The sequence below is a fragment of the Intrasporangium flavum genome, assembly GCF_001956915.1.
Classification (GTDB): Bacteria; Actinomycetota; Actinomycetes; order Actinomycetales; family Dermatophilaceae; genus Monashia; species Monashia flava.
Map to the genome: position 1 here is coordinate 242,585 of NZ_MLJO01000013.1, position 20,878 is coordinate 263,462.

Consider the following 20,878-nt stretch of genomic DNA (forward strand, 5'->3'; position numbering starts at 1 on the left):
GGTTCGGTGGCGCTCAGTGGTGGTGGCCACCCTCCGTCGCCCCGCCGGACGCGTGGCCCGACGCGTCGACGCCGCACCCCTCCCGCGGGGCGAGCTCGTGCACCGCGGCACGGGGGACCCAGCCCGAGGCCGACCCCCGCCCGGGGGAGACGAGGCGGACGCGGGCCCGGCCGTCCCTGACCTCGAGCACCAGGGCCTGCTCGCCGGCCGGCAGCCGGCGGCCGGCGAGGGAGACCTCGCAGGTCGGGCGTCCGCCGACGAGGTGGACCTCACGCCGGAGGTAGAAGTCGTCGACCCAGCCCTCGACGGGCGGCCCTTCGACGGTGCGGACCTGCAGCCAGGTGCCCTCGATCCGCACGACGCGGGCGAGCGTCCCGTCGCGGACCTCGCCCACCGCCTGCCGGCTGCCCGGGGCGGAGTGGAGCGCGACGTCCTCGGAGACCAGCTCGCCGTGGTCGTCGCGGCCGCTGACCAGCACGAGCGGCGTCGTGGACTGGGCGAGGACCGCCGCCCGGGCGACGTCAGGCGTGCTGGCTCGCGGCGCCGGCGCACCGATCGCGCCGCCCGGGCCGGCGGATGCCGCGGTGACGGCGAGCCCGCCGGTCACGAGGACGACCGCCGCCGCGAGGCCGGCCGACAGGTGGCGCCTCACGGGCACGTCGCCGGGTTGGCGGTGCCCTTGGTGACGTTCGCGGAGATCGTGGCGCACCACGCCCCGCCGTCGGACGTCCGGTGGAACACCTTGTCGTACTGCGTCGACCCGAGCGAGTAGGTGTACGTGTCGTAGACCGTCTCCACGCCGCCGGCGATCTTCAGGAACCGGACGGACTCCGAGCCGGTGTTGTTGAGGTAGCTCGCGCCGACGTCCATGACCCAGCGGCCGCCCGCGGGGATCGTCGTGCCGGCCGGGATCGCCTTGGGCGCCCCGCCGCCACCGGCGAGGTCGTCGACGTAGTGGCCACCGACGTCGACGGAGCTCGCCGTCGGGTTGTAGAGCTCGACCCACTCCGTGCCGGTGCCCGAGGGAGCCATGAGGAACTCGTTGACGACGACCTTGGTCGGGTCGCCGGTGCCGCCGCCGCCGGTGCCGCCGGTGCGCGTCGTGTACGTCTTGGTGCCGCCGTCGTAGTCGACGGTGAAGCCGGCGCCCGCCCCCGTCGTGGCGAGGTGGACCGTCCCGTTGTGGTTGAGGGTGCCGGTGTAGTCGATGGGGGCACCGCTCGGGTCGGTCGTGTCGCACGGGTCGTTGGCGAGGTAGATGTCGGCGCCGACGGACCGGAACGCGTTGAGGGTGCGGTTGCCCGGGTGCCCGAAGGAGTTGGCGCCGCAGGAGATGAACCCGACCTGCGGACGCGTCGCGTTGAGGTAGGCGTCGGAGGAGGAGTGGCCGGAGCCGTGGTGGTTGGCCCGGAGCGCGTTGACCGCGCCCATCTTCGTGCTGAGCAGCGCCTCGATGTTGTTGTAGGTGTAGCTGTTGGCGCTCGTCGCGTACTCGCCGTCGCTGTCGCCGGCCGTCGCGTAGACGAACGGCCCGAACGAGGTGCGCAGGCCGATCGAGTAGTCGTTCTCGCTCGGCGGGAGGGCATCGGCGCTGTGGTCGCCGCTGACGGGGGTGGTCCCGTCAGCCTCCATGACGTCCTTGCCGTTGGCCTCGACGACGCCGGAGGAGACGCCGGCGCCCAGATCGAGCGTCGGCCACGCCGCGGCGTTCGTGATCCGCAGGACCTTGCCGTCGATGTTGGCGCGGTCGGCCTGCGTGCTCGGGCCGTAGAGCCAGCAGATCCACCGCTTCGAGGTCTGCGAGGTCGTGCCGACGTTGTGCCACGCGGTCTCGGTGCTCGGCGTGGCCGTCGTGCCCACGTCGCAGTCCTTGTCGCCGTTGCTGTCGGTCCACACGCCGCCGTCGTGGTCGAGCACCTGGCCGACGGTGAAGCCGAGACCGCCCGCGGACGTCGGCGTCAGCAGCTGGTAGATGCCGTTGCCGTACGTCGTCGGGGCGTCGTTGGGGTTGCCCGGGTAGCCGATGTGGTCGAGGTGGTGGTGGGAGGCCATGACGTAGTCGAGGTGGACCGGTCCCGACGCGATGCCGCAGATGCTGCGGATCTGAGCGGCCACGGCGGTGGCCCGAGTGCCGGATCCCGTTGAGTTCCAGGCGGTCTCGCCGAGGTCGATGAGCAGGGTGCGGCCGGTCGGGCCGACGACGAGCTGGGAGTCGCCCTGCTCGACGTCGAACCAGTAGACGTTGAGCTCGCCGTGGCGCCACGTGCCGGACGTCGAGCAGTGGGGTGCGTCGGGCACGGCTGCGACGGCCGGGCGCGGGGTGAGGAGGGTGGCGGGAGCCGCGAGGGCGGCTCCCATGAGCAGCAGGGCAGCAAGGCGTTGTCGGTACACGGGCAGGGCCTCCGTGGGTGCGTCGTCGACGGCGCGGGGGGATCCACGCGGGCAGGAACGTAGCGTCGGCGACCTTTACCCCGAGGAAAGAGCAGGTCCGGGTTTGGTGTGGTCGGGTAAAACTCCCGGATCAGCGGCGCGGGTCGACCATGGTCATGCCCGCGACCGTCGCGCGGTCGAAGCCCGGCAGCAGCTCGGCGGCCTCGGCGAGCCCGACCGTCCGCTCGACGAGCCGGTCGGGCGCGAGCACGCCCTGCTCGACGAGCCGCATCAGGGCGGGGTAGTCGACGGCGGCCATGCCGTGGCTGCCAAACAGGTCGAGCTCCCAGGCGATGACGCGCGCCATCGGCACGCGCGGGTGCCCGTCGACGGGCGGCAGCAGGCCGACCTGCACGTGGCGCCCCCGCCGACGCAGGCTCAGCAGCGCGTCGGAGCACGTCTGCTCGCTGCCGACGGCGTCGACGGCGACGTGGCTGCCGCCGCCGGTGAGGTCGGCCACGGCTGCCGGGACGTCGACGACGCCCGCCGCGTCGATGCCGTCGGTGCCGTCCGCAAGGAGAGTGTGCTCGGCTCCGAGCGCGGCTGCGGCGGAGAGGGCCTCGGGGTTGCGGTCCACGGCGATCACCCGGGCACCGAGCGCGCGGGCGATCATGACGCAGCTGAGGCCCACACCTCCGGCGCCGACGACGGTGACCCACTCACCCTCGACGACACGGGCCCGTGCGGCGAGCGCCCGGTGGGCGGTGGCGAACCGACAGCCGAGGGCCGCCGCGGCCGAGAAGCCGAGCCAGTCCGGGAGGGCCACGAGGTTGGTGTCGGCGGCGTGCAGCGCGACGCGCTCGGCGAACGACCCCCAGTGGGTGAAGCCCGGCTGCTCCTGGTCGGGGCACACCTGGGCCTGTCCGGACCGGCACCACTCGCACCGCCCGCAGCCGCACACGAAGGGCACCGTCACGCGGTCGCCGACGTGCCAGCGCTCGACGTCGCGGCCCACCTCGCGGACGACGCCGGCGAGCTCGTGACCCGGCACGTGGGGAAAGGCGATGTCGTCGTGTCCCGCCCACGCGTGCCAGTCGCTGCGGCACAGTCCGGTCGCCACGACCTCGACGACGACCCCGGAGTCGGGGGCGACCGGGTCGGGCACCTCACGCACCTCGGGCCTCGCCCGAACGGCATCGATGACCATCGCACGCATCGCGCCATCATGACAGCGGCGACCGGGCCGGCACCGCCGTGTCCGGCCCTACGCTGTCGTCGTGGCCGTCCCGTCGATGCGCACCGAGCGGCTCGTGCTGCGCGGCTGGACCGACCGCGACCGCCGGCCGTTCGCGGAGCTGAACGCCGATCCCGTGGTGATGGAGCACTTCCCGTCGCGCCTGACCCGCGCCGAGTCCGACGCCTTCGCCGACCGCATCGAGGAGCACTTCGCGGTGCACGGCTTCGGCCTCTGGGCGCTCGAGGCGCAGGGCGAGTTCGTCGGCTACACCGGCCTGTCCGTGCCGCGCTTCCACGCGGACTGGATGGCGGCGCGGGAGCAGCCGGTCGTCGAGGTGGGCTGGCGGCTGCGGCGCGACGCCTGGGGCCACGGCTATGCCACCGAGGCGGCCCGGGCCTGCGTCGGGCACGCCTTCGAGGACCTCGGACGCTCGGAGGTCGTGTCGTTCACGACCGTCGGGAACGTGCGCTCCCGGGCCGTCATGGCGCGCCTCGGCATGCGGCCAGTCGCCGAGTACGACCACCCCGTCGAGGGTCACGCCGCCGTTCCCTCGGTGTGCTACCTGCTCCGTCGGTCCGCATCCGTGCAGGGCGCCTGACCTCCTGCGCACGCGACGGCCGGCCCGCGTCCGCGCCGTGCGGCCCGGCCTCCCGCGCGACGTGGCGTCCGCTGCGTATCCTCGGCCGGTGCGCGTCAGGGACCGGGGGTGATGATGACGCGTGGAGCCCGGCGCCCGGTGCGCGCCACGCCTCGCAGCACGCCCCGCTCCACGCCCCGCACCACGCCTCGCACCACGCCCCGCACCACGGCAGGCCGCGCCGGCTCGGGTCGCGGTTCGCGCGGCCCGACGAAGGCGGGACCCCCCGGCGCACCGGCCAGGTCGCGGCGGCTGCTCGGGTCGATCCCGGTGGCCGGCCTGCTGCTGGGCGCAGCGCTCCTCGGTGTCTCGTGGGCCCTCGGTCACGGGCTGCGGGTGCCCGTCGACCAGCCGGCGACCGGGTCGCTCGTCGACGTCGTCGACACGTCGGCCCTCACCGCTCCCGCCGAGGGCGGCACGGCGGGGCGGTCGTCCCGGGCCGGCTCGCACGGCGGTACGGGCGGCGGCCCTGCGGCGCAACCGGATCCGACCTGGGTCTCGCGCATCGCCGCGCGCACGGGCATCCCCACCGTGGCCTTGCGTGCGTACGGGCGGGCCTCGATCCTCGCGGAGTCCGACCTCCCCGACTGCCACGTCGGGTGGACGACGCTGGCGGCGATCGGCCAGGTCGAGTCGGCCCACGGAACCTTCGGCGGCGGACGCCTGCTGAGGAGCGGACGCAGCTCGAGGCCCATCGTCGGGCCCGCCCTCGACGGCCGGGACGGCGTCGCGGCGCTGCGCTCCGACGCCGAGGGCGTGCGCCTGCACGGGGACGCGACGTGGGACCACGCCGTCGGGCCGATGCAGTTCCTCACGAGCTCGTGGCAGCGGTTCGGTGCCGACGCGGACGCCGACGGGGTCGCCGACCCCACCGACATCGACGACGCCGCGTGGGGCGCGGCGCGACACCTGTGCACCGGCGGGACGGACCTGCGCGACGGGAGGGCGTGGGCGCGAGCGATCCTGGGGTACAACGCCTCCGACGCCTACGTCCGACGCGTGCTCGACCTCGCCGAGGGCTACGCCCGCTCTGCCGCCCGACGCTGACGGGCGTCTCCCGTCAGCGCACACCCTGCGCATGCCGAGGCCGGTCGGCGACCAGGCGAAGCATGCGCAGGCTCGGGCCGGCGGCGTAGGCGATCCGGACGCCGGCGCGCCGCTTCGCCGGGACCGTCCGACCCGGGCCGCCTAGGCTGGCGTCGTGGGACAAATCGGACAGTCGACGCCGACGGCCGGTGGCCGGGCTGCCCGGCAGGGGGCCTGGCTGTTCCTCGTCGCCGGGGTGCTGGCGCTGCTCGCCATCGCCACCGGGTCGCCGCGTCCGGGAGTGCTCGTCGTCGTGGCCGTCGCCGACCTCGCGACCGCCGCCCTGTGCCTGCTGCTGCCGTGGGGCCGCTGGCCGGTCACCCGGATCGCGTGGCTGGCCCTCATCGCCTTCGTCGTCCTCGGGGTGTCGACGTGGGCCTTCGGCGGCCAGGCGGGCGGCACGATCCCCTTCTACGTCCTGACCTTCGCCTGGCTCGGGCTGCACCAGCCCCCGCGGCTCGTCGTGTGGGCGGCCGTACCGGCCGCGGTGTCGTACGTCGCCGGCCTCCTCGCGGCGGGGGCCCCGCCCGAGGCCATCGGCGGCAGCGTCGTGCTCGTGCCGGTCCTCGTCGCCGTCGGCTACGTCATCTCGCGCACGATGTCCGACCTGCGCCGGAGCCAGCTCCGCCTCCGGGCGCAGGAGCAGTGGCGGGCCGCCATGACCGCGACGCTGGCCCACGACGTCCGCTCGCCCCTGACCTCCATCACCGGCGCGCTCGAGCTCCTCGCCGACGACCCGGGCACCCCGCGCGAGCTCGCGCCCCTCGTCGAGGCGGCGAGCCGTCAGGCCGAGCGCATCAGCCGCCTGGCCGGCGACCTGCTCGACCTCGAGCGCGTCGACCAGGGCCGGCTGCGGCTCGACCGCACGCTCGTCGACGCGCGGGCCCTCGCCGAACGGGTCGCCGAGCTGACCGACCCGCGGCAGGTGCGCGTCGAGGTCCCGGAGGGCCTCTCGGTGCTCGCCGACCGCGGACGCCTCGAGCAGATCCTCGTCAACCTGACGAACAACGCCGTGCGCCACGGGGCCGGCCCGGTGCTGCTCGGGGCCGACCGCGAGCCGGGCGCCGTCGTGCTGTGGGTGCGCGACCACGGGCCCGGCGTCACGCCCGAGGCGACGTCGCAGCTCTTCACCCGGCTCGCCGACGGCCGTCCCGGCACCGACTCGGTCGGGCTGGGCCTCTGGATCGTGCGGGTGCTGACGGAGGCGCACGGCGGCACGGTCTCGCAGGAGAACACGACGCCCGGCGCGGTCTTCCGGGTGCGCCTGCCGCAGCCGGGGCCCGATGCGACGCCCTTGGGCTAGTGCACCATCGAGTCCCAGAGGAACAGTGCCCCCTCGTGCACGATCGTCACGAGGAACACCAACAGGCCGACCAGCATCACGACGGCGATGACCAGGGGCGTGTAGTACCCCAGGCGTCCCCGACGATCACCGGCCACGATTCCAGTACAGCGCAACGGAATCCGCGAGGGAAGGCTCAGTCGTCGTCCTCGGTGACGCCGATGCGGATCTTGCCCTTGCCGGGGCACTCCTCCTGGTGCTCGAGGGCGTCCTTGCGGGCCTTGTCGCGCGCCCGCCGGGCCGGACCGGTCCAGTCGCAGCTCTTGCAGTAGCCGAAGGCGAAGGCGCCGTCCTCGTGGGCGCCGAACGCCTCACCCTTCTCGACCTTCTCGATGGTCGCGCGGTGCTGCTCGCCCTCGGCGTCGCGCACGGTCAGCTCTCGACCGTCGCGGGCCAGGAACCGGAGTCCGCGTTTGCGCGCCATGGGCCCATGATGCATCCCGCCGTCGCCGGGCGGTGACGCGGCCCACGAGACGGCGGCCCGACGCGTCGGAGGGTGGTCGGGCCACGGCGTCGCGTAGGCGTCGGGGCGACCCGTGCGAACGCGCGCGTACCGCAGCAGCTCACGCAGGATCCCGGCGTTGCCCATGGCCCAGCCGGGGCGGGGCTCGAGCTCGGACGGCGTCGCGCGGTGCTCGTGGTTGGACCAGCGTGCGCCCGACGCGTCGACGACGGCCCGGGCCAGCAGGTCCTCGACGAGCACGTCGGTGAAGGCCGGGTCCTCGCCCTGCTCCACCTCGCGGTCGAGGGCGAGGGCCAGCACGCCGGCCGTGCCGCAGCAGCGTCCGTTGTTGTCCCAGAAACCCGGTCGCAGCCGCGCCGGCAGGCCCGACGCCGTGACGGTGTGCCAGGACCGGTCCCCGATGGCCCGCCACGCGTCGTCGCCGGTGACCTGGTGCAGCAGCCGGAAGACCTGCGCGTCGCCGGCCGGACCGTTGCACCAGCCGAGGCTGTAGCGCTCGACGAGGTCGGGGCGGTGCGGCGGGTCGGAGTGCGGCACGAGGAAGCCCTCCGGGCCCGCCTCGTCGCGGCCCACGACGTCGGCCGCGCCCCGCAGCGCGAGGTCGAGCAGGTCGGGGCGCCCGGCCGCGGTACCGACCGACGCCAGGGCCAGGACGATGCCGAGGGTGCCGTGCGCGACGTGGTGCGAGCGCGGGGGAGTGGGGCGCACCGCCCAGTTGACGCCATGGACCGTCGGCGTCGCGGCCGCGAGGTAGGGCGTCACCGCGTCGACGGCGAGGTCGAGGTCGCCGACGCGCAGCGCCGCGAGCCCGATGCCGGCGTTGCCGGCGAACAGCTCAAACATCTTGCTCCACCGACCGTCGACGCTGGCGGACCGGACGCGCCGCAGCGCCTCCCGCGCGGCATCCTCGCGGCCGAGGGCGTGCAGGGCGACGGCGACCCCGCCGAGCCCGAAGTAGAGCGAGGAGCCCGCGACGGCGTCGAGGTCGCCGGCCAGGGCGTCGGCGCCGCTCTCGACGGCCTCGGAGTAGCGGCGCTCGCCCGAGTGGACCGCGGCCTCGTGCAGGGCGAGCAGGATGCCGGCCCGGCCGTGGTAGAGCGACACGTCGACCCGGTCGGACGGACCCCGGTCCGCTCCCGCGACGCCGTCGAGGAGCCAGTCGGCGGCGGCCAGCCCCACGAGCTCGGCGGTGGTGGCCCGGTCGGGCCGGCTGGAGTCCTCCATGTCCCGAACGTAGCGGCCCGGCGCCTCACGCCGCGGGGTGGACGGGACCGGCGAGGTGGGGGTGGAGCGCCTACGTTGGCTGGCATGCAGCTCGAGGTGGACGCGATCCTGTTCGACATCGACGGGACGCTCGTCGACTCCACGGCCGCCGTCGAGCGCACGTGGCGCGCCTGGGCCGCCGCCCACGACACCGACCCCGAGGAGATCCTCCGCGTCTGCCACGGCCGTCGTAGCCAGGACACCATCGCCCTGTTCCTGCCCGCCGAGGCCCGGGCCGCCGCCGTCGAGGCGCTCGAGCGCCTCGAGCTCGACGACCTCGCCGACACCGTCGCCCTGCCCGGTGCCGGTCCGCTGCTGTCCGGTCTCGAGCCGGGCCGGTGGGCGGCGGTCACCTCGGGTCCCCGGCAGCTCATGCAGGCACGGCTGCGCGCCGCCGGGCTCCCCGAGCCCGCGGTCCTCGTCACCGCGGAGGACGTGGCGGCCGGCAAGCCCGACCCCGAGGGCTACCTCAGGGCCGCGGCCGCGCTCGGAGTCGACGCGCGTCGGTGCCTCGTCGTCGAGGACGCTCCCGCCGGGGTCGAGGCCGGTCGCGCGGCCGGGGCGTCGGTGCTGGCCGTCGCGACCTCCCACGACGCGTCGGTGCTCGGCCGTGCCCACGCCGTCGTCGACGACCTCTCCCGCTGCCGCGTCGAGCCCGGGCCGGCCCGGCTCGTCGTCACGGCCACGAGCTGAGGGGCACCGGGCGCGCCGGACGGGCCGTCGTGCCGCCGCGACACGCCGGGAAGCGCCGGGAAGCGCCGGGATGCGCCGGGGGTCCGTCGCGCGCCCGACCCCGAAGCGGCCGAAAACACCTCGCAATCCGGACATTCGCTGTCGTCCGATGGTCAAGCAGACATGTCGCTTTCAGGTGCTTGGTGGCGAATCCTCCTGCGAATTCAGCGAATCGGCGGCTGGAATTCACCGAAAGACCGGGCGTGCGCAGGTGCGGTCGTAACCTGAAGTCGCTGGTTGGGGGGATGGGCCCGGGGACATCGCAGTGGCCGACCAGCGACAGATGCTGAACATTCGGGGGCGCGCACCGGGGGCGCGCGTATCAGCGCAGCCTTGAGGGGGGCGATTCGAAGATGGTGGAGTACGTCAGCCCGACCCACGTCGAACGCGGTGCGGGCACGATCGAGGCAGACCCGGTCCGCGGTCTGCTGCACGACCTGCGGGAACCGCTCGCGGCCATCCTGCTCCTGTCGACGTCTGCCGCCGGCGACGTCCAGGAACGCCTGGGTCACATCCGCGAGCAGGCCACCTGGCTGGCCGAGCTCGTGGCCTCGAGCCTCGAAGGCGCAGCCGGCGACGACCCACTCGTCGTCGACGCCGTGGCCGTCGCGCGCGAGGTCGCGGGCCGGGCCCGCATGACGACGACGGCCTCGATCGACGTCGAGGTGGCCGGCGACGGGCTCGTGCTCGCCCGGCCCGTCGCGCTCGCGCGGGCCCTCGGCTGCGTCGTGGACAACGCGGTCCGGGCCGCCGGTCCGACCGGCCACGTGCTCATCTGGGTGGGGGACGACGACGACGGCGTGCACCTGCGCGTGCTCGACGACGGGCCGGGGCTCGGCCACGTCGTGCACCGCACGTCGATCGGCCTGGCGACGACGCGGGCGATGGTCGCCGCGTGCGAGGGCGCGTTCCGCCTCGGGCCGCGCCCGGACGGCGGCGCGTCGGCCGACATCGCGCTCCGACGCGGCACTCACGTGCTGGCCTCCTGAGAGGGGCGGGGGAGATGAAGCTGGTCGTCTGCGACGATCACCGGCTGATCCTCGACACCCTCGGGGCCGCGCTGTCCGACCTGGGCTACCAGGTCACGACGGCGAACGGCCCCGACGAGGCGCTCGAGGCCGTCGCCGAGGTCAGGCCCGACGCGTGCCTGCTCGACGTCAACTACCCGGGTGCGTCCGGGCTCGACGTCATCGCGAGCATCCGGTCGGCGTCGCCGGGCACGCGCGTCATCATGTTCTCGGCCGACGCCTCCGACGTCTCGGTGCGCCGGGCCATCGCCATGGGCGCGTCCGGCTACGTCCGCAAGGACCGGGGGCTGCCGCAGCTCGTCGAGGCCATCGGCCTCGCGGTCAGCGGCCACCTGGCCGTCGAGCCGCGGATGCTCCAGAGCGCCATGCGGTCGGGCGACCCCCAGGAGAGCCCGACGTGGGTGCTGTCCTTCCTCACCGAGCGCGAGTGGCAGGTGCTGCGCTGCATCACCGACGGCCTCGGCACCGACGAGATCGCCACCACCCTCAACGTCCGCCGCAGCACCGCCCGGACGCACGTGCAGAACGTGCTGACGAAGATCGGCGTGCACTCGCGGCTGCAGGCCGTCGCGCTCGTCGCGGCCCACGCGGACGAGATCGAGTGGCCGGCGCACGTGCGTCCGGCCTGAGGACAGCCTGATGACCCGCTGAGTCATCCGTTTGACGTAGCGCGCGGTCGTGCCCGCGTCGGGTCCGCCCCGACGCGGGCACCGGCACTCTCGGGACATGGAACAGGACGTCCGTGTGGTCATGGTGGACGCGCGTCAGGGATTCCTCGACGCCGTCGCCCTGGTGCTGTCCGAACACCGCACGCTGCGCCTCGTCGGCAGCGTCGGGACCGTCGGGCAGGCCCTGGCCCACGGGCTCCCCGAGCACTGCGACGTCGTCGCCGTCGGCCTCGACGAGACCAACGACATCGCCGCCCTCGCGCAGCTGTGCCGCGAGTGCCCGACCCTCGGCATCGTCGTCATGTCCTCGGCGGACGGCGAGGTGCACCTGCCCGTGGCGCTCGGTTGGGGCGTGCGCGGCTGGGTGTCGCGCCAGGACGGCGTCAACGACCTGCTCGACGCGCTCGTCGACGTCGCCGCCGGCGAGGCGCACCTGCCGGCCGAGCCGTTGCACGCGATGTTCGCGGCGACGCTCAACGACCGGCCCGACGCCGTCCTGCCCGGCGCCCGGCCGCTGACCGACCGGGAGGCGGCGGTGCTCGACTGCCTCGCCGCCGGGATGTCCCGCCACGACATCGGCGTGGCGCTCGAGCTGTCGGACAACACCGTCCGGACCTACGTGCGGCGCATCCTGCGCAAGCTGCACGTCCACTCCGCCTCCGCGGCGGTGGCCATGACCAGGAGCGAGATGACACCGACCGGGATGACGAACGGGATGACGAACGGGATGACGAACGGCCACGTGACCGACGGCGCGACGAGGAGCAGCGAGATGGCGATGTCCGAGGTGCAGGTCCATGGTTGAGATCGCCCGCCGCCCCGCATCGCCGGCCCGGCCCGACGCCCGGCCTGACGCCCGGCCCGGAGCCCGTCACGCCGACCGCACCGCGCCGTCCGTCGTGGCGCCGGCCGCCCCGGCCCCGCACGTCGTGCCCTTCACCCGGACGCGGATCTGCCCGGAGGCCCGTGAGGCCGTCGCGGACGTGCTCGAGTCGGGGTGGGTCACCTCGGGCCAGCAGGTCGTCGAGTTCGAGGCCGAGCTGGCCGCCTACGTCGGCGCCGAGCACGGCATCGCCGTGAGCTCCTGCACGGCGGCGATCGAGCTGGCGCTGCGGGCAATGGAGCTGCCCGAGGGCTCGAAGGTGCTCATGTCGACGGTGACCTTCTGCGGCGCCGCCGCCGCCATCCGCCACGCCGGGCACGTGCCGGTCCTCGCCGACGTCGACCCGGTGACCGCGATGCCCTCACCGGAGACCGCGGCCGCCGCGGCGGCCGGGTGCGGCGGCGTCGACGCCCTCGTGGTCGTCCACCTGGCCGGCCTGCCGACGGACGTCCGGGCCCTGGCCGAGGCGGCCGGCGTCGACCTCGACCACGTCGTCGAGGACGCCGCGCACGCCCTCGGCACCGTCGTCGGCGACGAGCCGGTCGGCACCATCTCGCGGGCCACCTGCTTCAGCTTCTACGCCACGAAGAACCTGCCGATCGGCGAGGGCGGCATGGTCACGACCGACGACCCCGACCTGGCCCACCGCATCCGGCGGGCCCGCCTGCACGGCATGTCCGCGGACGCGTGGCGCCGCTACCTGCCCGGCGGCGGCTGGCGCTACGACGTCTCCGCCGAGGGGCTCAAGGCCAACATGACCGACGTCCAGGCCGCGATCGGAAGGGCGCAGCTGCGCCGGTTCGACCTCGACCAGGCCCGGCGCGCCGAGGTGGCCGCCCGCTACGACGAGGGGCTGTCCGGCATCCCGGGGCTGCGGCGCCCGCCGCGGGCCCTCACCGGCCGGCACGCCTGGCACCTCTACACGGTGCGCGTCGAGCCGGCCTACGGGACGAGCCGCGACGAGCTCATCGACGCCCTGCGGGCCCGTGGCGTGTGCACCTCGGTGCACTTCATCCCGCTGCACCACCTCACGTGGTTCCGGGACCACTGCATCGTCCCCGCCGAGGGGATGCCCGGTGCCGACCGGGTCTTCGACCGCATCCTGTCGCTGCCGATGGACGCGGTCATCACGGACGAGGAGATCGCCCAGGTCTGCACGGCGCTGGACGAGATCGCACGAAGGGGAGCGACAGGGTGACTACGACACTGAGCTATGGATGGACACCTGAGGACATCGGGTTCGTGCCGACGCTGCAGAAGGGTCTGCGGACCCTCATCGTCGGTGCCGGGGAGGCCGGGCGCGCCCTCGCCCGCGACCTCGAGAAGGTGCGCGACTTCGGCCTGGCGCCGATCGGCTTCCTCGACGACGACACGACCAAGCGCGTCGTGCGCCGGCTGCCGGTGCTCGGCAGCCTGTCCGACCTGCTGTCGGTCGTCACGGTGCAGCGCGTCGACGTCGTGCTGCTCGCGATCCCCGGCCTGCCGGCCGACCAGGTGCGCATCCTCGCCACGACCGCCGCGCGCGTCGGGGCCAGCGTGCGCCACCTGCCCTCGTTCATCTCGATGCTCCAGCGCGACGTCGTCGGCACCGACCTGCGCTCGCTCGAGGTCGGGGCCCTCATCGGCCGGCCCGAGATGCACGTCGTCTCGCCGGAGGTGCAGGCCACCATCCGGGGTGCGCGGGTGCTCGTCACCGGAGCCGGCGGGTCGATCGGCAGCGAGCTGTGCCGCCAGGTCAACGGGTTCGGTCCCGAGCGCCTCGTCATGCTCGACCACGACGAGTCGAACCTGCACCGCCTCCAGCTCGAGCTGACCGGCGAGGGGCTGCTCGACTCCGACGACGTCGTCGTCGCCGACATCCGCGACGCCGGCCGGATGCGGCAGGTCATCGCCGACGTCCGCCCGCACGTCGTCTTCCACGCGGCGGCCCTCAAGCACCTGCCGATGCTCGAGCGCCACCCCTGCGAGGGCGTCAAGTCCAACGTCGCCGGCACGCTCAACGTCGTGCGGGCCGCCGTCGAGCACGGGGTGGACCGGTTCATCCTCATCTCGACCGACAAGGCCGCCGACCCGACGTCGGTGCTCGGCGCGACGAAGCAGCTCGCCGAGCGCGTCACCCGGCACGCCTCCCGCGACTCGGGCCGCACGATCGTGTCGGCCGTGCGGTTCGGCAACGTGCTCGGCAGCCGGGGCTCGCTGCTGCACGTGCTCGCCGAGCAGGTGCGCAACGACGAGCCGTTCACCGTGACCGACCCCGAGGTGACCCGGTTCTTCATGACGATCGAGGAGGCCGTGGGACTCGTCCTCGAGGCGGCCCACCTCGCCCGGGGCGGCGAGACGTTCGTCCTCGACATGGGCCAGCCGGTCCGGATCGTCGACCTCGTGCAGAACTACTCGCGCCAGCTGGGGCTGCAGCAGCCCGACATCCGCTTCACCGGGCTGCGGCCGGGGGAGAAGCTCCACGAGGTGCTCTTCTCCGACGAGGAGGACCGCGAGCAGACGGCCCACCCGCGGATCTACAGCACGTCGAGCGACGCGAACGACCCCGACTTCGACGGCAACCTCGAGACGCTCTTCGACGCCGCCTCGCGCAACGCCGTCGACGAGGTCAAGTCGGCCCTCGAGCTGATCCTCGGCAACTACCAGCGGGCGCGCGACGAACGGCGCCTCGCGGTGGCGGTGCCCTACCCGGACGACTACTGAGCCGGACCGACCCGCACGGCTGCACGGCCCGCACGACCCGCACGACCCGCACGGCCCGCACGACCCGCACGGCCCGCACGGCCCGCGCGACCAGCACACGACCACGCACCACCACGACCAGGAAGAGGGGACGATCGTGGACCTCACCGTCATCGCCGGCACCGGCGCCGAGCACCCGGGACCGGGAACAGCCGGGGCGACCCGCCCGACGCCCATCGTGCCGGGCGGCCGCTCGGCACGCACCGCCACCGTCATCGAGGGGCCGGGCCTGCTGGCCGACGAGGCGACCCTGCAGTCCTTCGAGATGGGCGCGGCCGGCCTCGACCTCGCGGCGCCGCCGGTCGTCCTGCCCGACTTCCATCACAAGCGCAAGATGGAGATGCCTTCGAGCATCGCCGTGGCCACCCGCGGCACCATCCGCCCGACGTTCACCAGCTCGTCGGTCAACTGCGGCATGGCCCTCATCGCGCTCGGCACCGACAAGCCGGCCGACCACGCGGTCGACGCCTTCTACCGGGCCGTCAAGGAGAAGTACCCCTACCCGACGCGCGGGGCCCGTGAGCTGACGGCCTCCGAGGTCGTCGCGGCAGCCACCGACGGCGCGCAGTTCGCGGCGGAGCGGTGGGGCGTCGACGCCGAGGAGCTCGAGCGCATCGAGGAGTCCGGACGCGTCGACCTCGAGCCGTGGGGCGGGGGTGCACGGCTGCGCAAGGAGATCCCGGCCCTGACGTGGCAGCTCGCCCGGCTGCGGTTCGGCACCGTCGGCCCGACCAACCACTTCGTCGAGCTCCAGCAGGTCGAGGAGATCCTCGACCCCGAGGCGGCCGAGCTGCTCGGCATCCGCGAGGGCCAGGTCACGCTGCAGTACCACGCGGGCGGCGGCGTGCTCACCGGCGAGATCGGCCACCTGTTCCAGCGGCGCAAGGACACCGCGCGGACGATGAAGGCGGCCATGGCCGTGCAGAAGCCGCTCTACCACCTGGCCACGGCTCGGTCGGCGGCCCAGCTGCGCGAGCGGATGCGCCTCTACTTCGCCAAGGGCTGCGCGCCGGTCGACCTCGACAGCGACGAGGGCCAGCGGCTCATGCTCGCCAACGCGTCGGCGATGAACTACGGCTACGCCTTCCGCGTCGCGACGTACGCCGCGCTGCGGCGCCTCGCGCTCGAGGCGTTCGGCGGCGAGCCGGGTCGGCTGATCGTGGACTCGCCGCACAACTCGATCTACGAGGAGAACGTCGGTGGGCAGCGGGCCGTCGTGCACCGGCACAACTCGTGCCGGGCCTTCCCGGCCGACCGGATGCCCGAGGGGTCGGTCTTCGCGACGACCGGCCAGGCGGTGCTGCTGCCCGGCACGCACCGCACGTCGTCCTACCTCGCCGTCGCCGGCGCCCGCAGCAGCGACAGCCTCCACTCCGCCTGCCACGGCGCGGGCACCGTCATCGAGCAGTTCGAGAAGGACGGGCGCTCGACGCTCGACCCGGGCGGCCGCTCGACGCGTCGCTACCGCTACACCGACGAGGCGCCGTCGTCCGCGCCGCACCTCGACGACCACGGCGTCAACGCCGCCATGTCGGTGCTGACGCGGCACCGCATCGTGCGCCCGGTGGCGCGGATGCGCCCGTTCGCCGTCCTGCACTGAGCGCTCCCGTCGGCCCCGGCCGACCACCCCGTCCGCGTCTCGCCGACCGCCGACCACCCACCACCGACCACCCACCACCGACCCGACCGTCCCGCCTCGTCGAGGAGCCACCATGAAGCTTCGAGCCGCCGTCTCAACCGTGGCCGTGGGGGCGCTCGCCCTCGGGTGGCAGCTCGTCGTCGCCCCTCCGGCGTCGGCGGCGACCGCGTGGTTCGTCGACGGCGCCAACCCGGCCTGCTCCGACCAGGGGGCGGGCACGTCGGCGGCGCCGTTCTGCACCATCAGCCGGGCGGCGGTCAAGGCGGTGACGGCGGGCGACACCGTGACGGTCGCGCCGGGCACCTACCGCGAGCAGGTCAGCGTCGGGGCGTCCGGGGCGGCCGGCGTGCCGATCACGTTCGTCGCCTCGGCGCCGGGCGTCGTCGTCTCGGGCACGAAGGACCTGTCGACCGCGACGTGGACCGACGCGTCGGGCGGCACGTTCAGCACGCCTTTCACGCCGGCGAGCGTCACCAAGCAGGTGTTCCTCGACGGGGCCCGGCTCGCCGCGGGCACGAGCGCCACGGGCCTGGCGGCCGGGTCGTTCTTCTTCGACTCGACGGCCAAGGTGCTCTACGTCAACCTCGGCGGACCCTCGCCGAGCGGCCGGGCCGTCGAGGCGGGCGCGCAGACCTACGGGTTCAACCTGTCGGGCCGCAGCAACGTCGTCGTCGACGGGTTCACGACGACCGGCCAGAACGGCGTCGGCCTGCGGGTCAGCGCCGGCAGCGCCGTGACACTGCGCAACGTCACGAGCACGTTCAGCGCGAGCTACGGCGTCCTGCTCGAGTCCTCGAGCACGAACGTCACCGTGACGAACGCCCGGGTGCGCTCGGCCGCCTCGATCGGCATCCGGCTCTCGGCGACGACCGCCTCGACGATCACCGGCGCCAACGTCGCCGGCTCGGGCAACCACGGCATCTCGCTGCAGGGCTCGGTCGGCAACACGGTGCAGGGCTCGGAGTCGGCCGACAACGTCGTGACCGCCGGGACGGCCACGGCCGCCGGCATCGACGTCAGCTCGAGCTCCACCGACACCGTGCTGCGCGGCAACGTCGTGCACGGCAACCAGGACACCGGCATCCAGGTGTATAGCGGCTCCTCGCGCACCGTCGTCGTACGCAACACGAGCTGGGGCAACGGCAACCACGGCTTCGACACCCTCGCCTCGACCGGCGTCTCGTACCTGTCCAACACCTCCTACGGCAACCACGACGACGGCATCTCCGTCGAGGGCAACAGCACGGGGGCGACCCTGCGCAACAACATCTCCGTCGACAACGGCCTGGGGACCGGGCGGCACGACCTCTACGTCGAGCAGACCTCGATGACCGGGTTCACCGCCGACAGCGACGTCTTCTGGAACAGCCGCTGGGTACCGGCCGTGCGCATCGGGCTGACCCGCTACCAGACGCTGTCCGACTTCGCCGCGGGCACGGGCCTCGAGGCCGCGGGCCTCGGCTCCGACCCGCAGTTCGTCGACGCCGCCGCCCACGACTTCCGGCTCGCCGCGCAGTCCGCCGCGGTCGACTCGGCCGACGCCGGTGCGCCCGGCTTCGAGGCGACCGACGCCGCCGGCAACCCGCCCACCGACGACCCGACCGTGCCCGACCGCGGGGCCGGCACGCCCACCTACGCCGACCGCGGCGCGCTCGAGCGCCAGCCGCAGGCCGGCGACCAGGCCACGAACGCTCCCCACGCCGCGCTCGTGCTGTCCGCGACGACGGGCCAGGTGCCGCCGGCGGTGACGGTCACCGCCGACGCCCGCGGCTCGAGCGACGTCGACACCCAGGGCATCGCCACCTACACCTTCGACTTCGGCGACGGCACCGTCGTGGGCCCGCAGGCCTCCCCGGTCGCCACCCACGACTTCGTCGCCACCGGCACGCCCGTCGTCACCGTCACCGTCGCGGACACCGGCGGGCTCACCGGCACGGCGGTCGTGCCCGTCACCCTGACCGACCGGCCGCTCGTCACCTACCACGTCGACGGCACCAGCCCCTCGTGCTCCGACGCGGCCGACGGCACGACGACGCCGTTCTGCTCTATCAGCCGCGCGGCGGCGCTGGCCCTCGCCGGCGACACCGTCGTCGTCGAGGCCGGCGACTACCGCGAGCAGGTGACGCCCGCGCGCACCGGCATGACGACCGCGCCGCTGACCTTCCGCGCCAACGGGGCCGTGCGCGTCCTCGGCACGACCGACCTCGGCTCGACGTCGCTGTGGACCCCCACCTCCACCACCGCCTGGCAGGCCACGGTCGCCTCGGCGGCACCGATCACCCAGGTGTTCCGTGGTGGCACCCGGCTCGCCGCGGCCTCGAGCGCCACGACGACGACCGCCGGCACGTTCTTCTACGACGCCGCCGCCACCACCCTCTACGTCGACGCCGGCGGGGCCAACCCGGCCTCGGGCACGACCCTCGAGGCCTCGACGCGCTCCTACGGCTTCAAGCTGTGGAACGCCCGCTCGGTCGTCGTGGACGGCTTCTCGATGCAGGGGCAGAACGGGGTCGGCATCAGCATCCAGGACTCCGCCGACGTCGTCGTGACCTCGGCGCGGGCCTCGCTCGTCTCGAGCTACGGCGTCTCCTCCGACCGCTCGAGCCGCACCCGGGTGTCCGGGTCGACGACGACCGGCAACGGCTCGATCGGCGTGCGCATCGCCACGAGCCCCGACGCCGTCGTGAGCGGCAACACCAGCGCGTCCAACGGCTACCACGGCATCAGCATCCAGAGCAGCACGGGCGCGACCGTCGCCGACAACGTCAGCCACGACAACGTGCAGCCGACGCAGCGCCTCGCCAACGGCATCGACGTGAGCCTGGGATCGACCGGGGCCCTCGTCGAGCGCAACACCGTCTACGCCAACCAGGACTCCGGCATCGAGATCTACACCGGGTCCGACGACGCGACGGTGCGGCGCAACATCTCCTACGACAACGGCGACCACGGCATCGACTGCCTCAGCTCGCAGCGCGACCACGTCGTCGGCAACACGGTGGTCGGCAACTCGACCGCCGGCATCAACCTCGAGGGCGGCTGCTCCAGCTCGCTCGTCGCCGACAACGTCAGCGTCGACAACGCGGTGGGCAGCACGCGCACCATCGGCAACATCCGGCTCGACGAGGCGTCCTCTCCCGGCTCGACCGTCAACCGCAACCTCGTGTTCCAGAACGCGGGCGGGCCGCTGTACGAGTGGAACTCGGCGCCCTACACCACGGTGGCCTCCTTCCAGGTCGCGAGCGGGCAGGGCCCCAACGACCTCGGCAGCGCCCCGCGGTTCGTCGACGAGGCCGGGCGCAACCTCGCCCTGACCCTCACCTCGCCCGCCGTCGACAGCGCCGACCTGGGCGTGACCGGTGCGTCGGTCACCGACCACGACGGCATCGCGCCCGTCGACGTGCCGGTCATCGCCGACACCGGTGCCGGCAGCCCGGCCTACGGCGACCGTGGGGCGCTCGAGTACCACGGCAACCTGCAGCCCACCGGGCCCACCGCGGCGCTGTCGGCCAACCCGGCCACGGGCGCGCACGCCCCGGCGACGGTGCAGCTGTCCGCGTCGGGCTCGTCGGCCGGTGACGGTGCGATCACGTCGTACACGTTCACGTGCGGCAACGGCACGACCGTCGGCCCGCAGGCCGGCGCGACGGCCTCGTGCACGTACGCGAGCGCCGGCACCTACACCGCCTCGGTCCGCGTCGTCGACCAGTTCGGCCTCGCCTCCACGGCCAGCACCTCGGTCGGCGTCCTCGCGCCGTACGTGGCGCCGCGGGCGGCGTTCACGGCCACCCCGCGCACCGGTGTCGTGCCCTTCCCCGTCGCGCTCGACGCGTCCGGGTCCTCCGACCCGGAGGGCGGCTCGCTGACCTACACCTTCGTGTGCGGGACCGGCACGACGGTCGGGCCGCAGGCCTCGCCGACGGCCACGTGCACCTACGCGAAGACCGGGACGTTCACGGTCCAGGTGACGGTGCGCAGCAGCGTCAGCGGCCTGTCCGCGAGCGCCACGACGACCGTCACGGCGTCGGCCAACAAGGCACCGACGGCCTCGTTGACGCTGGTGACGCCACCGGCGACCGTCGCACCGGCCACCGCGACGCTCGACGCGTCGGGCTCCAAGGACCCCGAGGGCCGGCCGCTGACGTACACGTTCGCGTGCGGCAACGCCACGACCGTCGGGCCGCAGGCCTCGGCGCAGGCGACGTGCAGCTACCCGGCCGGCGGGTCGTTCAAGGCCACCGTGACCGTCACCGACGACGCCGGCAACAAGACGACGAGCGCCCCCGTCACGGTGACCGTGGGCGTCAACAAGGCGCCGACGGCCCGGCTCACGGTGACCCTGTCGAAGCCGACCGCGCCGACGGTCGCGACCCTCGACGCGTCCGGGTCCACCGACCCGGAGAAGCGGCCGCTCACCTACACCTACGCGTGCGGCAACGGCACGGTCGTCGGCCCGACGAGCGCCACCAGCGCCACGTGCACGCTCTCGACCAAGGGGACCTACCAGATCACGTTGACGGTCACCGACGACGTCGGCCAGAAGTCGTCGGTCACCGTGAGGACCAAGGTGTAGCTGCTGACGCCGCGGCGCCCACCAGCGCTCCGTGGCACCCCAGTCGCGACCGGGACGCCGTTCGCCCCCCACTCCCCCCGGGGGAACGTCGTCCCGGCCGCCCAGGGCGCGGTCCGAGCACTCCCCCCCGGCTCGGGCCGCGCCGGCCTGTCCGGGGCCTGTGCGGGGCCTGTCCGGGCCGTGTCCGGGGCCCGCTCCGGCCCTCCGGTGACGGC

The 20,878-nt window shown here is 74.2% G+C and carries 16 protein-coding genes; 11 read left to right on the forward strand and 5 right to left on the reverse strand.

Going from position 1 to position 20,878, the window contains the following annotated elements:
* Nucleotides 1-13: 13 nt before the first annotated feature.
* From BIV28_RS11830 to BIV28_RS11840, 3 genes are all read right to left on the reverse strand, one after another.
* Complete coding sequence (locus BIV28_RS11830) at nucleotides 14-658, reverse strand: SH3 domain-containing protein (protein ID WP_076262040.1); 645 nt, start codon at nucleotides 656-658, stop codon at nucleotides 14-16.
* On the reverse strand, nucleotides 649-2,391 hold the full coding sequence (locus tag BIV28_RS11835) for a lamin tail domain-containing protein (protein ID WP_207555935.1): 1,743 nt from the start codon (nucleotides 2,389-2,391) through the stop codon (nucleotides 649-651). The genes BIV28_RS11830 and BIV28_RS11835 overlap by 10 nt, the downstream gene beginning before the upstream one ends.
* A 130-nt stretch (nucleotides 2,392-2,521) precedes the next feature.
* Nucleotides 2,522-3,586, reverse strand: a complete 1,065-nt coding sequence (locus BIV28_RS11840; RefSeq protein ID WP_076262043.1) for an alcohol dehydrogenase catalytic domain-containing protein — start codon at nucleotides 3,584-3,586, stop codon at nucleotides 2,522-2,524.
* Nucleotides 3,587-3,647: 61 nt separating this feature from the next.
* On the opposite strand from BIV28_RS11840, the gene BIV28_RS11845 reads away from it, so the two are divergent.
* From BIV28_RS11845 to BIV28_RS11855, 3 genes are all read left to right on the forward strand, one after another.
* The gene (locus BIV28_RS11845) at nucleotides 3,648-4,205 is read left to right on the forward strand and encodes a GNAT family N-acetyltransferase (protein WP_207555936.1); all 558 of its coding nucleotides are present in this window, start codon (nucleotides 3,648-3,650) and stop codon (nucleotides 4,203-4,205) included.
* A 309-nt stretch (nucleotides 4,206-4,514) separates the two neighbouring features.
* Nucleotides 4,515-5,291: a lysozyme family protein gene (locus BIV28_RS11850; RefSeq protein WP_076262045.1), complete on the forward strand. Its 777-nt coding sequence runs from the start codon at nucleotides 4,515-4,517 to the stop codon at nucleotides 5,289-5,291.
* Between the two features lie 154 nt (nucleotides 5,292-5,445).
* Nucleotides 5,446-6,633 carry a sensor histidine kinase gene (locus tag BIV28_RS11855; protein WP_207555937.1) on the forward strand — a complete coding sequence of 396 codons (1,188 nt, stop codon included), beginning with the start codon at nucleotides 5,446-5,448 and terminating at the stop codon, nucleotides 6,631-6,633.
* On the opposite strand, the gene BIV28_RS20025 is transcribed toward BIV28_RS11855, so the two are convergent.
* Together BIV28_RS20025 and BIV28_RS11860 are read right to left on the reverse strand one after the other, a co-directional pair.
* Entirely contained in the window at nucleotides 6,630-6,770 is a 141-nt protein-coding gene (locus tag BIV28_RS20025) for a hypothetical protein (protein WP_207555938.1), read from the reverse strand. The genes BIV28_RS11855 and BIV28_RS20025 overlap by 4 nt on opposite strands.
* Nucleotides 6,771-6,808: 38 nt before the next feature.
* Nucleotides 6,809-8,359 carry a lanthionine synthetase LanC family protein gene (locus BIV28_RS11860; protein ID WP_076262047.1) on the reverse strand — a complete coding sequence of 517 codons (1,551 nt, stop codon included), beginning with the start codon at nucleotides 8,357-8,359 and terminating at the stop codon, nucleotides 6,809-6,811.
* Nucleotides 8,360-8,443: 84 nt separating this feature from the next.
* Between BIV28_RS11860 and BIV28_RS11865 the strand changes: the two genes are divergently transcribed.
* From BIV28_RS11865 to BIV28_RS20440, 8 genes are all read left to right on the forward strand, one after another.
* On the forward strand, nucleotides 8,444-9,091 hold the full coding sequence (locus BIV28_RS11865) for an HAD-IA family hydrolase (protein WP_076262049.1): 648 nt from the start codon (nucleotides 8,444-8,446) through the stop codon (nucleotides 9,089-9,091).
* A 392-nt stretch (nucleotides 9,092-9,483) separates the two neighbouring features.
* The gene (locus tag BIV28_RS11870) at nucleotides 9,484-10,119 is read left to right on the forward strand and encodes a sensor histidine kinase (protein WP_076262051.1); all 636 of its coding nucleotides are present in this window, start codon (nucleotides 9,484-9,486) and stop codon (nucleotides 10,117-10,119) included.
* Nucleotides 10,120-10,133: 14 nt separating this feature from the next.
* Nucleotides 10,134-10,787, forward strand: coding sequence for a response regulator (locus tag BIV28_RS11875; RefSeq protein WP_076262053.1), 654 nt, complete (start codon nucleotides 10,134-10,136; stop codon nucleotides 10,785-10,787).
* Nucleotides 10,788-10,884: 97 nt separating this feature from the next.
* Nucleotides 10,885-11,631 (forward strand): response regulator transcription factor, encoded by a 747-nt coding sequence (locus BIV28_RS11880; RefSeq protein ID WP_083707274.1) that lies wholly within the window; start codon nucleotides 10,885-10,887, stop codon nucleotides 11,629-11,631.
* The gene (locus tag BIV28_RS11885) at nucleotides 11,624-12,907 is read left to right on the forward strand and encodes a DegT/DnrJ/EryC1/StrS family aminotransferase (RefSeq protein WP_083707275.1); all 1,284 of its coding nucleotides are present in this window, start codon (nucleotides 11,624-11,626) and stop codon (nucleotides 12,905-12,907) included. The genes BIV28_RS11880 and BIV28_RS11885 overlap by 8 nt, the downstream gene beginning before the upstream one ends.
* A gap of 44 nt (nucleotides 12,908-12,951) precedes the next feature.
* Entirely contained in the window at nucleotides 12,952-14,412 is a 1,461-nt protein-coding gene (locus BIV28_RS11890) for a polysaccharide biosynthesis protein (RefSeq protein WP_242652929.1), read from the forward strand.
* A 136-nt stretch (nucleotides 14,413-14,548) separates the two neighbouring features.
* Nucleotides 14,549-16,051, forward strand: a complete 1,503-nt coding sequence (locus BIV28_RS11895; protein WP_242652931.1) for an RtcB family protein — start codon at nucleotides 14,549-14,551, stop codon at nucleotides 16,049-16,051.
* A 112-nt stretch (nucleotides 16,052-16,163) separates the two neighbouring features.
* The gene (locus tag BIV28_RS20440; RefSeq protein ID WP_076262057.1) at nucleotides 16,164-20,663 is read left to right on the forward strand and encodes a PKD domain-containing protein; all 4,500 of its coding nucleotides are present in this window, start codon (nucleotides 16,164-16,166) and stop codon (nucleotides 20,661-20,663) included.
* Nucleotides 20,664-20,878 lie beyond the last annotated feature (215 nt).